Origin of the sequence: Pseudarthrobacter sp. C4D7 (genome assembly GCF_013359725.1) — a bacterium.
In the GTDB taxonomy this organism is placed as follows: domain Bacteria; phylum Actinomycetota; class Actinomycetes; order Actinomycetales; family Micrococcaceae; genus Arthrobacter.
In genome coordinates this window covers 16663-31433 of record NZ_JABFMW010000006.1, presented here as the reverse complement: position 1 = coordinate 31433, position 14771 = coordinate 16663, and the positions used below count along the sequence as shown (strand labels likewise).

Below are 14771 nucleotides of genomic sequence, written 5' to 3'. Positions count from 1 at the left end.
CTGTCGTGAGAAACTAACCCGGTGACTTCAACAACAGTGCCCGTGATCTTTGACCTGGACGGCACTCTTGTCGATCCGGCAGGTGGAATTACTGAAGGGATCGCCTCAGCCCTCCGCGGGCTGGGGCTCCCGGTTCCCGGCCAGGACCTGCTCGATTCCATGATTGGGCCCAAGCTCAGCGATTCCCTGCTCAACGTGGCCAATGTGCCGGCCGGGCGCCTCGAAGAGGTGGTCCACCGTTACCGTGAGCATTACGTCTCCACGGGAATAGCCCAAAGCAGGCTGTACCCGGGGATCCGCGACATCCTGGAATCCTTTGCAGCTGCCGGCAGGCCCGTAGCGGTGGCAACCCAGAAGCCCCAGCGCCTGGCGCACAAAGTCCTGGCGCACCACGGCATCGACGGCTTCTTCCACGGCATCCACGGCTCTGCGGACGACGAAACCCAAACGGACGGTGCTGCGCTGGGCAAAACCGAGATCATCGCCGCCGCATTGCGGGACCTCGATACGCAGCACGCCATCATGGTGGGCGACCGCGCCCAGGACGTGACCGGGGCCATCGCCAACGGACTGGACTGCATCGGCGTCGTCTGGGGATTTGCCCCGGACGGGGAGCTGGAAGAGGCCGGATCCGTGGCCGTCGTCAGCACGGGCCAGGAACTGGTGGCAGTCATCGAACGGCTGCAGGCAGTCCATGCCGCGGCCATGAGCGGGGTGAGCAACGATGGAAATGTTTGATGCCGTCCGCTGGACCACCCGCAACCTGGTCGCCGGCACCTGCCGGCCTACCGTCGTCGGACTTGAAAACGTCCCCTCTGATGGCCCCTTCATCGTGGCGCCCAACCACCTGTCCTTCTTCGACAGCGTCATCGTCCAGGCCCTGATGCCGCGGCCGGTGGCCTTCTTCGCCAAGGCCGAGTACTTCACCACCGGTGGCGTCAAGGGCAAGGTCATGAAGGCGTTCTTCGAATCCGTGGGCTCCATTCCGGTGGAGCGGGGCGAGCAGGCCGCAAGTGTGCAGGCGCTGAAGACCCTGCTGGACATCCTCGAAGCCGGGCGTGGCATCGGGATCTACCCCGAGGGCACCCGCTCCAGGGATGGCATTCTCTACCGCGGCCGCACCGGCGTCGGCTGGCTGGCGCTCACCACGGGTGCGCCCGTGATTCCTGTTGGCCTGATCGGGACCGAAAAGCTTCAGCGTGCCGGCGAAAAAGGGGTCAGGCCGCAGCACTTCACCATGAAGGTGGGGGAGCCGCTGTACTTCGACAAGACGGGGCCGGACCACTCGCTGCCGGCGCGCCGCGAGGTGACGGACCGGATCATGGACGCGATCGCCGGACTCAGCGGCCAGGAACGCTCCGCCAGCTACAACCAGAGCAAGTCCGCCGAGTAGGCCGCACACCGCGGCCCCTTGGGGGTCCGGCCGGGCCGGTACCGCGGGATGGCAAGGAGGCCCGGCCCGACTCAGTAGACTTGATAGGTGGCAAATCCAGCAAGTTACCGGCCAAAAACCGGTGAAATCCCCACCAACCCTGGCGTCTACCGGTTCCGTGATCCGCACGGCCGGGTCATCTACGTAGGCAAAGCGAAAAGCCTCCGGTCCCGGCTGAACTCCTACTTCGCCAACCCTGCGGGGCTGCTGCCCAAAACCTATGCGATGGTCCACGCCGCCAGCAGCGTCGAGTGGACCGTGGTGGGCAGCGAACTGGAGTCGCTGCAGCTGGAATACACGTGGATCAAGGAATTCAAGCCGCGCTTCAACGTGGTGTTCCGGGATGACAAGACGTATCCCTACCTTGCCGTGACCATGAGCGAGAAGTACCCCCGGGTGCAGGTCATGCGCGGGGACAAGCGGAAAGGCACCCGCTACTTCGGACCGTACACGGCCGGTGCCATCCGGGAAACCATGGACACCCTGCTGCGGGTCTTCCCCGTACGGAGCTGCAGCGCCGGCGTCTTCAAACGGGCCCAAGCCAGCGGCCGGCCCTGCCTGCTGGGATATATCGACAAGTGTTCCGCGCCCTGTGTGGGACGGATCTCGCCGGAAGACCACCAGGCCCTCGCTGACGATTTCTGCGCCTTCATGGGCGGGGAAGCCAAACGGTTCATCACCAAGCTGGAGAAGCAGATGGGCGATGCCGTGGCAAAGCTCGACTACGAGCACGCCGCCCGGCTGCGGGATGACATCACCGCGCTGCGGAAGGTGTTCGAACGCAATGCCGTGGTGCTGGCCGAGGACACCGATGCTGACGTCTTCGCCCTGCACGAGGATGAACTGGAGGCGGCCGTCCAGGTGTTCCACGTCCGGGGCGGCAGGATCCGCGGCCAGCGGGGCTGGGTGGTGGAAAAGGTGGAGGACTTCACCACCCCGGACCTGGTGGAGCACCTGCTCCAGCAGGTCTACGGCGAGGACGGCGACACGCACGGCCGCCTGCCGAGGGAAGTCCTGGTACCTGTGGAGCCCAGCAACACCGAAGACCTGGCCAAGTGGCTGGGCGGGATCCGCGGCGCCAAGGTGGACATCCGCGTACCCCAGCGCGGGGACAAAGCGGCACTGATGTCCACCGTGCGTGAAAACGCCGAACACGCACTGAGGCTCCACAAGACGCGCCGGGCCGGGGATATCACCGTCAGGTCCCAGGCCCTGCAGGAGCTGCAGGAAGCCCTGGACCTCCCCGTGCCGCTGCTGCGGATCGAGTGCTTCGACGTCTCGCACGTCCAGGGCACCAACGTGGTGGCCTCCATGGTGGTGGTGGAAGACGGGCTGCCGAAGAAGTCCGACTACCGCAAGTTCTCCATCACCGGCGCCGCAGCCGCAGATGACACCGCCGCCATGCACGACGTCCTGACGCGCCGGTTCCGCCACTACCTCCAGGACAAGTCGGCGCAGGTGGACGAATCCGTGCTGGAACCCGGCGGACCGGACACGGCCCCGGGAGACGCCGCGCTGGATACCACCACGCCGGCGCCGAAGGCCAAGTTCGCCTACCCGCCCAACCTGGTGGTGGTGGACGGTGGCCAGCCGCAGGTGAATGCAGCCGCGCGCGCACTCCAGGATCTGGGCATTGACGACGTCTACGTGGTGGGACTGGCCAAACGGCTGGAGGAAGTCTGGCTTCCCGACAGCGACTTCCCGGTGGTCCTTCCCCGCACCTCGCAGGGGCTGTACCTTCTTCAGCGGATCCGCGACGAGGCCCACCGCTTCGCCATCACCTTCCACCGCCAGAAGCGCGGCAAGGCCATGACCGTATCGGCACTTGACGCCGTGCCCGGCCTGGGTGCGTCCAAGCGCAAAGCCCTGCTGGCGCACTTTGGCTCCGTCAAGGGGGTCAAGGCCGCCACGGTGGAAGAGCTCGCGGAGGCAAAAGGCATCGGACCGGCCCTGGCCGGCGCCATCGTGAACCACTTCGCAGCGGACGGAGCCGAGCCTGCCACGGTGCCGGCGATCAACATGGCCACCGGCGAAATTATTGAATCTTAGCTAGGGTAAAGGACGGGCAATGCCAGCGCGGCGGCCCGTGGGACGACGAGGAAACGGGGCAGGCTTCATGGCAGACACGACGGCGGGATCCGGAGCAGGCCACGACGGGCTGGAACCCGTTAAGCCGCTCGAAGCGGAGCTGCTGGTGGTCACCGGAATGTCCGGCGCCGGACGAAGCACCGCCGCGGACGCGCTGGAGGACCACGGCTGGTATGTCGTGGAGAACCTTCCGCCGCAGATGCTGGGCACGCTCGCGGAACTCGTGTCACACGCCCCGCAATCGATTCCCCGGCTGGCCGTGGTGATCGACGTCCGCAGCAAGGGCCTCTTCGCGGATATCCGCGCAGCCCTGGGGGCACTCGCCGCCAGCGGCGTGACCTTCCGCGTCCTGTTCCTCGACGCCAGCGACAACGTTCTGGTCCGGCGGTTCGAGCAGGGCCGCCGCCCGCACCCCCTGCAGGGCGGTGGCCGCATCCTCAACGGGATTGCCGCCGAACGCGAGCTGCTGCAGGAGCTGCGCGACAGCTCCGACGTCGTCCTCGACACGTCCAACTACAACGTCCATGGCCTGGCGACCGCCATCACTGAACTCTTCAGCGAAACCGGTCCCGTGGCACTGCGGCTGAACGTCATGAGCTTCGGCTTCAAATACGGGCTGCCCGTCGATGCCAACTACGTGGCCGATGTCAGGTTCATTCCCAACCCGCACTGGGTGCCGCAGTTGCGCCCGCAGACCGGCCTGGACAAGGACGTCAGCGACTACGTGCTGGAGGCCGAGGGCGTCAAGACCTTCGTGGACCGCTACGTCCTTGCCTTGGAGCCGGTCCTAGAGGGGTACCGCAGGGAGAACAAGCACTATGCCACCATCGCCGTGGGCTGCACGGGCGGGAAGCACCGCTCTGTTGCCGTGGCCGTGGAACTGTCCAAGAAACTGGCCCAGTATCCGCGGGTCACGGTGACCACCGCGCACCGGGACCTGGGCCGCGAGTAATGGCGCTCTTCACCGGAGCCCTGCCCCTGGTGCCGCCGGCCGCTGGCAAGGGCTCGGTCCAGCAGGACAAGGGCCCCAACGTCGTTGCCCTGGGCGGCGGCCACGGCCTGTCGGCCTCGCTGTCCGCACTGCGCCTGCTCACCTCCGAACTCACCGCCGTCGTCACGGTGGCGGACGACGGCGGATCGTCCGGGCGCCTGCGCGAGGAGTACGGCGTCCTCCCGCCGGGGGACCTCCGCATGGCGCTGTCTGCGCTCTGCGACGACACCGACTGGGGACGCACGTGGCGCGACGTCATGCAGCACCGGTTCCGGGCCGGAAAGGGCCCCGGCGGGTCCCTGGACGAACATGCCATGGGCAATCTGTTGATCGTCACGCTGTGGGAGCTGCTGGGCGACGCCGTCGCAGGGCTCAAGTGGGCCGGTGCACTGCTGGGTGCCCGCGGCCAGGTCCTGCCCATGTCCACGGTCCCGCTGACCATTGAAGGCGACGTCCGGGTGACGGCGCCGGATGGGACATCGGTGCTGCAGACGGTCCACGGGCAGGCCCGCTGCGCCGTGGCGGGATCTCTGGAGAACGTCCGCCTGCTCCCGGAGTCGGCACCCGCCTGCACGGAAGCGTTGACCGCCATCGAACTCGCCGACTGGGTCATCCTGGGCCCCGGCTCCTGGTACACGTCCGTCCTGCCGCACCTGCTGCTGCCCGAGATGCGGCAGGCGCTGTGCAGCACGCCCGCCAAACGGTGCCTGACCATGAACCTCGCCACTGACACCAAGGAGACCAGCGGCATGACGGCGGCCGACCATCTCCACGTCCTCCGGCGCTACGCTCCGGACTTCAGCGTGGACGTGGTCCTGGCGGACCCCGCATCCGTACCGGACCGCGAGGAGTTCGAGAAGGCCGCCGGCATGATCGGGGCAGAGGTGGTCTTGGGTAAAGTAGGGGCGTCGGGACGCCGCCCCGTCCATGAGCCGCTCCGGCTGGCCACGGCGTACCAGGACATTTTTGGGAACAGTTAGGAAGGTGCCATGGCACTGACAGCATCGGTCAAGGAAGAACTGTCCCGTCTGGACATCAAGAAGTCATCAGTGCGCAAGGCTGAAGTCTCCGCAATGCTCCGGTTCGCCGGGGGACTGCACATTATTTCCGGCAGGATCGTCATCGAGGCGGAAGTGGACCTGGCGTCCACTGCGCGCCGGCTCCGCGCCGCCATCGCCGAGGTCTACGGACACCAGAGCGAAATCATCGTGGTTTCCGCCGGCGGGCTGCGGCGCGCCAGCCGCTATGTGGTCCGCGTGGTCCGCGACGGCGAGGCCCTGGCCCGCCAAACCGGCCTGCTGGACGGACGTGGCCGCCCCGTGCGCGGCCTGCCGTCCGCCGTCGTCAATGGTTCGGCCGCCGACGCCGAAGCCGTATGGCGCGGGGCGTTCCTGGCGCACGGTTCGCTGACCGAACCCGGCCGCTCGTCCTCCCTGGAAGTCACCTGCCCGGGACCGGAATCGGCCCTGGCCCTGGTGGGCGCTGCCCGCCGGCTGGACATCCAGGCCAAGGCACGCGAGGTCAGGGGAGTGGACCGCGTGGTCATCCGTGACGGCGACACCATCGCCGCGCTCCTGACGCGCATGGGCGCCCATGACGCGCTGATGGTGTGGGAGGAGCGCCGGATGCGGAAGGAAGTCAGGGCCACCGCAAACCGCCTCGCCAACTTCGACGACGCCAACCTGCGCCGCTCCGCCCAGGCAGCCGTGGCGGCCGGCGCCCGCGTGGAACGCGCCCTGGAAATCCTGGGCGACGACGTCCCGGACCACCTGAAATACGCAGGCGAACTGCGGGTGGCGCACAAACAGGCCAGCCTTGACGAGCTGGGCCGCCTTGCGGACCCCGTGATGACCAAGGATGCGATTGCCGGCCGGATCCGCCGCCTGCTGGCCATGGCGGACAAACGCGCACTTGACCTGGGCATTCCTGGAACGGACGCCAATGTGACGCCTGAAATGCTGGACGAATAGGCGCCCCATAGAATCAGAAATAATTCCGGGCACCAGATGCCCGGATGCACAATCCAAGAGTTACCAACCGGGCCTTCCAGGTCCACGATATTGGAGGATTTTGTGACCGAGTACGTATTGCCGGAACTCAGCTACGATTACGCCGCCCTCGAACCGCACATTTCTGCGCGGATCATGGAGCTGCACCACAGCAAGCACCACGCCACCTACGTGGCAGGGGCCAACAATGCCCTGGCCCAGCTGGCCGAAGCACGGGAAAAGGGCGACTTCGCCAACATCAACCGTCTCTCGAAGGACCTTGCGTTCCACACCGGCGGCCACATCAACCACTCGGTGTTCTGGAAGAACCTCTCCCCGGACGGCGGCGACAAGCCCGAGGGCGAACTGGCCGCCGCGATCGATGACGCCTTCGGCTCCTTCGACGCATTCCGGGCCCAGTTCTCCGCCGCGGCCCTCGGCCTGCAGGGCTCGGGCTGGGGTTTCCTGGCCTACGAACCCATTGGCGGGAACCTGGTCATCGAGCAGCTTTACGACCAGCAGGGCAACGTCGCGCTGGGCACCACCCCGCTGCTGATGCTGGACATGTGGGAGCACGCCTTCTACCTGGACTACGTCAACGTCAAGGCCGACTACGTCAAGGCGTTCTGGAACATCGTCAACTGGGCCGACGTCGCCCAGCGCTTCGAGGCAGCACGCACCAACGCCACGGGTCTCATCACCCTGCCGTAGTGAGCTGCGCCATGCATGGCTGTAACAAACTTCACATTCGGACTTAAACCGGCCGCGATGTGGACGGTCCGTCCCCGCACTTGCGGGGGCGGACCAAGTTAAACGTAAGATAGGTCACGGAAGGCGGTTAGCCTTCAGCAATGAGGCTGGTCGCCCTCCGTGTTAATCATCTCTGCCCAATGGCGTGCGGGATCTGTTAGTTGGCTTGAACGCCCGCTCAACTAGTAGTGCTTTTCTAAGCACCAAGGAGACTGTAAAAGTGACGACCCGTATTGGTATCAACGGCTTTGGCCGCATTGGCCGCAACTACTTCCGCGCAGCGCTTGCGCAGGGCGCAGACCTGGAGATCGTTGCCGTCAACGACCTCACCAGCCCCGAAGCGCTGGCCCACCTCTTCAAGTACGACTCCGTCGGCGGCCGGTTGAAGGAAACCATCGAGGTCAAGGACGGCAACATCGTCGTCAACGGCAACGTGGTGAAGGTCCTGGCAGAGCGCGATCCCGCCAACCTCCCCTGGGGCGAACTGGGTGTTGACATCGTTATCGAGTCCACCGGTTTCTTCACCAAGGCAGCCGACGCGCAGAAGCACATCCATGCCGGCGCCAAGAAGGTCCTGATCTCCGCTCCCGCGTCCGATGAGGACATCACCATCGTGATGGGTGTGAACCACAACCTCTACGACAACGCGAAGCACAACATCATTTCCAACGCTTCCTGCACCACCAACTGCCTGGGCCCGCTGGCCAAGGTGGTCAATGACGAGTTCGGCATCGAACGCGGCCTCATGACCACCGTGCACGCCTACACGGCTGACCAGAACCTCCAGGACGGCCCGCACAAGGACCTGCGCCGTGCCCGCGCCGCCGCCATCAACATGGTTCCCACCTCCACCGGTGCTGCCAAGGCCATCGGCCTGGTCCTGCCGGAGCTCAAGGGCAAGCTGGACGGCTACGCCATCCGCGTTCCCGTCCCCACCGGCTCCGCCACGGACCTGACCGTCACCGTCTCCCGCGAAACCACCGTCGAGGAAGTCAACGCAGCACTCAAGCGCGCTTCCGAGTCCGATGAACTGCAGGGCTTCCTGACCTACACCGAAGAGCCCATCGTTTCCTCGGACATCGTCGGCGATCCCGCATCCTCAATCTTCGACGCCGGCCTGACCAAGGTCATCGGCAACCAGGTCAAGGTCGTTTCCTGGTATGACAACGAATGGGGCTACTCCAACCGCCTCGTCGACCTCACGGAGCTCGTGGCAGCCAAGCTGGGCTAGGGTTAGACACATGACATCACACACCCTCAACGAACTGATCGCTGAAGGTGTCCGCGGGCGGTACATTCTGGTTCGAAGTGACCTGAATGTGCCGCTCGACGGCTCTACAGTCACTGACGACGGCCGCATCAAGGCCTCGCTCCCAGTGCTGGCAAAGCTCACGGACGCCGGTGCCCGCGTGCTGGTAACAGCCCACCTCGGACGCCCCAAGGGCGCTCCTGAGGACAAGTACTCCCTGCGCCCTGCAGTGGACCGCCTCGCCGAACTGGCGGACTTCAAGGTCACCCTGGCCGCCGACACCGTCGGCAGCGCCGCGAAGGCAGCCGCTGCATCCCTGCAGGACGGTGAAGCCCTCGTCCTCGAGAACGTCCGCTTCGACGGCCGGGAGACCAGCAAGGACGACGCCGAGCGCGGTGCGTTCGCCGACGAACTGGTGGCACTCACCGGCAGCAACGGCGCCTACGTGGATGATGCCTTCGGCGCCGTCCACCGCAAACACGCCAGCGTTTACGACGTCGCCACCCGGCTGCCGTCGTACCTGGGCGACCTGGTGCACACCGAGGTCGAGGTCCTTCGGAAGCTGACCACGGACACCCAGCGGCCCTACGTGGTTGTTCTGGGCGGTTCCAAGGTTTCGGACAAGCTCGCCGTCATCAACAACCTGATCGGCAAGGCTGACACCATCCTGGTGGGCGGCGGCATGCTTTTCACGTTCCTGGCAGCGCAGGGCCACAAGGTCGCCTCCAGCCTCCTTGAACAGGACCAGATCCCGGTGGTCCAGGACTACCTGAAGCGTGCCGCGGATGCCGGAACCGAATTCGTGGTCCCCACGGACGTTGTGGTGGCGGAGAAGTTTGCCGCCGACGCCGCGCACCAGACAGTGCCGGCCGACGCCATCGAGGGCAGCAGCTTTGGTGCCCAGGGCATCGGACTGGACATCGGGCCCGATACCGCTGCCGCGTTCTCCGAGCGCATCAAGGGCGCACGGACCGTCTTCTGGAACGGCCCCATGGGTGTCTTCGAGTTTGAGGCATTCTCCGCAGGCACCCGTGCCATCGCGCAGGCGCTGACGGAGACCGGCGGGTTCACCGTGGTAGGCGGCGGCGACTCCGCCGCGGCAGTACGCACCCTGGGATTCAGTGACGACCAGTTCGGCCACATTTCCACCGGCGGCGGCGCCAGCCTGGAGTACCTCGAAGGCAAGGAGCTCCCCGGCCTCAGCGTTCTGGACCGCTAGGACCAGGACGGTAAAGCGGGCGGGCATGCCCACCGCTGCGGTCCGGCAGTAACGGACTTCGCAGTCCTCCGGCCGGCAGGTTGCCATCGCAGCCTGCCGGCCGAACACATATCAAGAACTTTTTGGAGATTACGTGACTACGTCAACGAACGGCGCTTTCGACCGCAAGCCCTTCATCGCGGGCAACTGGAAAATGAACATGGACCATGTGCAAGGCATCACGCTCCTGCAGAAGCTGGCGTGGACGCTGTCCGACGCAAAGCACGACTACAGCCGCGTCGAGGTGGCTGTCTTCCCGCCGTTCACCGACCTCCGCGGGGTGCAGACCCTCGTCCAGGGTGACGACCTGCAGATCGCCTACGGCGGCCAGGACCTGTCGCAGTTCGATTCGGGTGCCTACACCGGTGACATCTCCGGGCAGTTCCTGAACAAGCTCGGATGCGCCTACGTCCTGGTGGGCCACAGTGAACGCCGCACCATCCACAACGAATCCGATGACGTCCTCAATGCCAAGGTCAAGGCCGCCTTCAAGCACGGCGTTACCCCTGTCCTTTGCGTGGGCGAAGGACTGGAAATCCGCCAGGCCGGCACCCACGTGGAGCACACGCTCCAGCAGCTCCGCGCCGGGGTGGCAGGCCTCACCAACGAGCAGGCAGCCGAACTGGTGGTTGCCTACGAACCCGTCTGGGCCATCGGCACCGGCGAAGTGGCCGGACCGGAGGATGCGCAGGAAATGTGCGCCGCCATCAGGGCCGAGCTCCAGGACCTGTTCGGCGCCGACGTGGCCGGCAAGACGCGCCTGCTGTACGGTGGCTCGGTCAAGGCCAACAACGCCGCCGCCATCCTGCAGGAACGGGACGTCGACGGTGTCCTGGTGGGTGGCGCCAGCCTGGACCCGGCCGAGTTTGCTAATATTGTCAGGTTCGAGAGCCACCTGGTTACGGATTAGTCCGGCACCGGCACACGCTCCCGCAATCCCAACTTTCGAAAGGCCGTCGTGGACGTTCTTCATGTCATTCTGCAGATCCTCCTGGGCATCACCAGCCTCCTGCTGACGCTCCTGATCCTGCTGCACAAAGGACGCGGCGGCGGGCTGTCCGATATGTTCGGCGGCGGCATGAGCTCAGGCCTCAGCTCCTCAGGCGTGGCAGAGCGCAACCTCAACCGCTTCACCATCATCCTGGGTGTCACCTGGGGCATCGTGATTATTGCCCTCGGCCTGATCATGCGGTTCAGCGGGGCCGGCGACTCCTAAGGAATCCGCCGGATAGGGCCCTGTGGCCCTCCCGCTGCCCGTCCCGGGCACTTAAACTGTGGCTGTCGGTTCACCCGGCAGCCACAGTTTTTAAAGCTGCAGGGCTCCGGCGTCCGCTTCGAGGCAGGAGTTTTCATGATCCATCCAGCGTCAGGCTTTCGCGGAACCCGTGCCGGAGTTGTCGCGGGCTCCGGATCAACCCTCCAGTCCAACGAATCATCGTCGCGGCCCCTTCCGCGCATCCGGGTGTCCTACTGGTGCGCCAAAGGCCACGAGACCCAGCCCGTGTTCCTGAAAATGCCCGAAGACCAGATCCCGCGGACCTGGGACTGCCGCCGGTGCGGCGCCACTGCTTCCCGGGACGGCCAGGCAGCAGCCCCTGACGACCCCTTTGACGACGGCTACAAGAGTCATCTGGAATACGTTAAAGAACGGCGCTCCGGCCAGGACGCCGAAGACGTCCTGGCCGGAGCGCTGGAAAAGCTACGCGCCCGCGGCGTCCTTCCGGACCAGCTGCTCCGGGACACGTGAGGCTGCGTTTTCGTCAATGAGCCACAGGGTGCGGGACGTTCCCCGGGGACCCGACGCAGGGACCTGAACCGGATTCGCCCCGGCCAGGGCAAGCCCCACGGCGCCGGCCTTGTCTTCACCGGCCACCACCATCCAGACCTCAGCAGCCGTGTTGATGGCAGGCAGGGTCAAGGAGACCCGCAGCGGCGGCGGCTTGGGGGAGTTCCGCACCCCAACCACGGTCCGTTCCTTTTCGCGGACACCACCCTGCTCCGGGAACAGCGAAGCGATGTGCGCGTCAGGACCCACACCCAGCAGCACCACGTCGAGGCGGGGCAGCGAGGAAGGCTCTTCGGGCCTGTCATCGGACATGTCGGCAGCGTGTTCAGCTGCTGCTGCGTCCCGCAACTGGCGCGCGTAGTCTTCCGCAGCTTCCTCAGGCGTCTCGAAATCATCGGCGGAGCCCGGCGAATGAATCCGCTGCGGGTCCACCGGGATGTGCGAGAGCAACGCGTCAAAAGCCTGCTTGGTGTTCCGCTCCGGATCCGCAGAACCAACGAAGCGTTCGTCACCCCACCAGAAATTGACCTTGGACCAGTCGACGGCGGGCGCCGCAGGGGAGTCCGCTACAGCTTTCAACGTGCCGATTCCCACGGTCCCCCCGGTGAGCACCACCGTGGCTTCGCCGTACTTGTCCTGGATATCAACAAGCTTGGTGATCAGGCGCGCCGCGATGGCTGCCATCAGGACGGACGAATCAGGATGGATGCTTACGCGTGGGTCACCGCTCACTGGGTCGGACGCTCCTTAGGTTGGTTCGTGGCAGTCCAATAGTAATCACTTCACCAAACACTTCGTCGGGGTCCAGGCGGCGGAGTTCTTCGGCGAGGCAGTCACGCAGGCTCCGGCGCGGCAGGGAGATCCGCTGCGCCGGCTGGCCGGGCTGGGTGAGTTCGGCGATGGACAGGCCTGGGCGGAACAGCTGGACGTCCCCGCCGGGACGGCTGAGCCGGACCCGGCGGATGCCGGTTCCGGCGGGGTCCGCCACGATGGTCACCGGTGCGTCCAGGGTCAAGGTCAGCCAGGCGGCCAGCAGGATGGTCGACGGCGAGTCCGAGGCGCCCTCGACCGCTACGGCGGTCACGGGCGACGAGTCCACCTCATCCAGGGCAGCTGCAAGCTGGATGCGCCAGTTTGTCAGACGGGTCCATGCGAGGTCGGTGTCCCCAGCCTTGTAGGTCCGGTGGATCCGCTCCAGGGCGGCCTGGGGGTCGGGTTCATTCGCGGAATCGGTGATGCGCCGGTGCGCGATCGCCCCGATGGAGGTTTCGCAGGCGTTCTCGGGTGCGCCGTGGGGCCACCAGGCCACGATCGGAGCGTCCGGGAGCAGCAGCGCGGCCACCAGGGACTCCGATTCACGTGCCAGTTCGCCGTAGCCGCGCAGCACGATGACCTCAGACGCGCCGGCGTCCCCGCCAACCCGGATCTGCGCGTCGAGCCGGTCCGCGTGGTCCTTCCCGGCATCGGCGAGCACGATGATCCGGCACGGGTGTTCACGGGATGCGTCGTTTGCGGCCTCGATCGCTTCTTCCTCGAGCCCGGACTTGGTGACCACCACAAGGGTCAGCACCCGGCCCAGCGCGATCACCCCGCCCTGCTCGCGCAGGGACATGAGCTTCTTGGAGACCTTCGAGGTGGTGGTGTCGGGCAGGTTTACGATCATGGCCTTCTCCAGGTTCGTCCGTCGCGGGCCAGCAGTTCATCGGCGCTGGCCGGGCCCCAGGAACCGGGGGCATACGGTTCGGGCTGTTCGGACAGTGATGCCCAGTATTCCTCGAACGGGTCAAGGATCTTCCAGGACAGCTCCACTTCCTCATGGCGGGGGAACAGTGGCGGCTCGCCCAGCAGCACATCCAGGATGAGGCGTTCGTAGGCTTCCGGGGAGGACTCGGTGAACGAGTGCCCGTACCCGAAGTCCATGGTCACGTCCCGGACTTCCATCTGGGTGCCGGGGACCTTGGATCCGAACCGGATGGTCACGCCCTCGTCGGGCTGGACACGGATCACCACGGCATTCTGGCCGAAGTCGTCCTCGCCATGGTCGCGGAACAACAGGTTCGGTGCGCGCTTGAACACCACCGCGATTTCCGTCACCCGGCGGCCCAGCCGCTTGCCGGCGCGGAGGTAGAACGGAACGCCGGACCAGCGGCGGGTGTGGATGTCCACCCGGACCGCAGCGTAGGTTTCCGTGGTGGAATCGGCAGGAATGCCTTCTTCCTCCAGATAGCCCAGGACCTGCTCGCCGCCCTGCCAGCCACCCGTGAACTGTCCCCGCGCCGAATGGCTTGAGAGGTCTTCCGGCAGCTTGACCGCGGCCAGCACCTTCTCCTTTTCCGCCCGCAGGTCGTCGGCGTTGAAGGAGATGGGCTCCTCCATCGCCGTGAGGGCGAGCAGCTGCAGGAGGTGGTTCTGGATGACGTCGCGGGCCGCACCCACGCCGTCGTAGTATCCGGCGCGGCCACCGGTACCGATGTCCTCCGCCATGGTGATCTGGACGTGGTCCACGTAGTTGGCATTCCACAGCGGCTCGAACAACTGGTTCGCGAAGCGCAGCGCCAGGATGTTCTGGACCGTTTCCTTGCCCAGGTAGTGGTCAATCCTGAAGACAGCGTCCGGGGGGAACACCGACTCCACGATGTCGTTCAGCTGCCGGGCGGATTCGAGGTCGTGTCCGAACGGCTTCTCGATCACCACGCGCCGCCATTTGTCGCCGTCCGCCTGTGCCAGGCCGTGTTTGGAGAGCTGGCGGCAGACCTGCTCGAAGGCCTTCGGTGGGATTGAAAGGTAGAACGCGTGGTTTCCCCGGGTGCCGCGGACGTCGTCGAGTTCCTTGATGGTTTCGCCGAGTCGCTCGAAGGCTGCGTCGTCGTCGAACTCACCCTGGACAAACCTGATGCCCTCGGAGAGCTGGTTCCACACAGCCTCATCAAACGGCGTGCGGGCGTGGGCCTGGACGGAGGCCTTCACCTCCGCGGCGAAATCCTCCTTGTCCCACTCCCGGCGGGCGAAACCCACCAACGCGAAACTCGGCGGCAACAACCCGCGGTTGGCGAGGTCGTACACCGCAGGCATCAGCTTCTTGCGGGCAAGGTCACCCGTCACCCCGAAGAGGACCAACGAGGAGGGTCCGGCGATCCGGTTCAAACGGCGGTCGCGCGGGTCACGCAGCGGATTACGCCCGCGGCCCGCGCCCTTCCTGCCGTATTCAGTTTCTGGCATGGTTGCTTTT

The 14771-nt window shown here is 65.8% G+C and carries 15 protein-coding genes; 12 read left to right on the top strand and 3 right to left on the bottom strand.

The genetic code is table 11. The features are described 5' to 3' along the window. The first annotated feature begins 21 nt into the window (after positions 1-21). The 12 genes from HNO81_RS06545 to HNO81_RS06490 all read left to right on the top strand — a co-directional run bounded on the left by HNO81_RS06545 (position 22) and on the right by HNO81_RS06490 (position 11503). A complete protein-coding gene (locus tag HNO81_RS06545) occupies positions 22-738 on the top strand; it encodes an HAD hydrolase-like protein (RefSeq protein ID WP_175317334.1) in 717 nt (238 codons plus the stop codon). Further along, a complete protein-coding gene (locus HNO81_RS06540) occupies positions 725-1393 on the top strand; it encodes a 1-acyl-sn-glycerol-3-phosphate acyltransferase (RefSeq protein WP_175317333.1) in 669 nt (222 codons plus the stop codon). The genes HNO81_RS06545 and HNO81_RS06540 overlap by 14 nt, the downstream gene beginning before the upstream one ends. A gap of 87 nt (positions 1394-1480) precedes the next feature. Continuing rightward, the gene (gene uvrC / locus HNO81_RS06535) at positions 1481-3481 is read left to right on the top strand and encodes an excinuclease ABC subunit UvrC (protein WP_175317332.1); all 2001 of its coding nucleotides are present in this window, start codon (positions 1481-1483) and stop codon (positions 3479-3481) included. Between the two features lie 67 nt (positions 3482-3548). Then, the gene (gene rapZ, locus HNO81_RS06530; protein WP_175317331.1) at positions 3549-4472 is read left to right on the top strand and encodes an RNase adapter RapZ; all 924 of its coding nucleotides are present in this window, start codon (positions 3549-3551) and stop codon (positions 4470-4472) included. Beyond that, positions 4472-5491: a uridine diphosphate-N-acetylglucosamine-binding protein YvcK gene (gene yvcK, locus HNO81_RS06525; protein ID WP_175317330.1), complete on the top strand. Its 1020-nt coding sequence runs from the start codon at positions 4472-4474 to the stop codon at positions 5489-5491. The genes rapZ and yvcK overlap by 1 nt, the downstream gene beginning before the upstream one ends. Positions 5492-5500: 9 nt before the next feature. Continuing rightward, complete coding sequence (gene whiA, locus HNO81_RS06520; RefSeq protein WP_043454785.1) at positions 5501-6481, top strand: DNA-binding protein WhiA; 981 nt, start codon at positions 5501-5503, stop codon at positions 6479-6481. A gap of 102 nt (positions 6482-6583) precedes the next feature. After that, positions 6584-7210, top strand: coding sequence for a superoxide dismutase (locus tag HNO81_RS06515; RefSeq protein WP_159632062.1), 627 nt, complete (start codon positions 6584-6586; stop codon positions 7208-7210). Between the two features lie 259 nt (positions 7211-7469). After that, the gene (gap, locus tag HNO81_RS06510; protein ID WP_175317329.1) at positions 7470-8480 is read left to right on the top strand and encodes a type I glyceraldehyde-3-phosphate dehydrogenase; all 1011 of its coding nucleotides are present in this window, start codon (positions 7470-7472) and stop codon (positions 8478-8480) included. 10 nt (positions 8481-8490) lie between these two features. After that, the gene (pgk, locus tag HNO81_RS06505; RefSeq protein ID WP_175317328.1) at positions 8491-9717 is read left to right on the top strand and encodes a phosphoglycerate kinase; all 1227 of its coding nucleotides are present in this window, start codon (positions 8491-8493) and stop codon (positions 9715-9717) included. Between the two features lie 133 nt (positions 9718-9850). Beyond that, positions 9851-10666 carry a triose-phosphate isomerase gene (tpiA, locus tag HNO81_RS06500; RefSeq protein ID WP_175317327.1) on the top strand — a complete coding sequence of 272 codons (816 nt, stop codon included), beginning with the start codon at positions 9851-9853 and terminating at the stop codon, positions 10664-10666. A gap of 48 nt (positions 10667-10714) precedes the next feature. Beyond that, the gene (gene secG, locus HNO81_RS06495; RefSeq protein ID WP_015937027.1) at positions 10715-10972 is read left to right on the top strand and encodes a preprotein translocase subunit SecG; all 258 of its coding nucleotides are present in this window, start codon (positions 10715-10717) and stop codon (positions 10970-10972) included. Between the two features lie 135 nt (positions 10973-11107). Beyond that, on the top strand, positions 11108-11503 hold the full coding sequence (locus HNO81_RS06490) for an RNA polymerase-binding protein RbpA (RefSeq protein ID WP_175317326.1): 396 nt from the start codon (positions 11108-11110) through the stop codon (positions 11501-11503). On the opposite strand, the gene pgl is transcribed toward HNO81_RS06490, so the two are convergent. The 3 genes from pgl to zwf are packed head-to-tail and all read right to left on the bottom strand — an operon-like array spanning position 11456 to position 14761. Further along, the gene (pgl, locus tag HNO81_RS06485; protein WP_175317325.1) at positions 11456-12274 is read right to left on the bottom strand and encodes a 6-phosphogluconolactonase; all 819 of its coding nucleotides are present in this window, start codon (positions 12272-12274) and stop codon (positions 11456-11458) included. The genes HNO81_RS06490 and pgl overlap by 48 nt on opposite strands. Then, complete coding sequence (locus HNO81_RS06480; RefSeq protein ID WP_175317324.1) at positions 12264-13205, bottom strand: glucose-6-phosphate dehydrogenase assembly protein OpcA; 942 nt, start codon at positions 13203-13205, stop codon at positions 12264-12266. Before HNO81_RS06480 ends, pgl begins: the two co-directional genes overlap by 11 nt. Further along, positions 13202-14761: a glucose-6-phosphate dehydrogenase gene (gene zwf / locus HNO81_RS06475; protein ID WP_175317323.1), complete on the bottom strand. Its 1560-nt coding sequence runs from the start codon at positions 14759-14761 to the stop codon at positions 13202-13204. The genes HNO81_RS06480 and zwf overlap by 4 nt, the downstream gene beginning before the upstream one ends. Between the last annotated feature and the right edge of the window lie 10 nt (positions 14762-14771).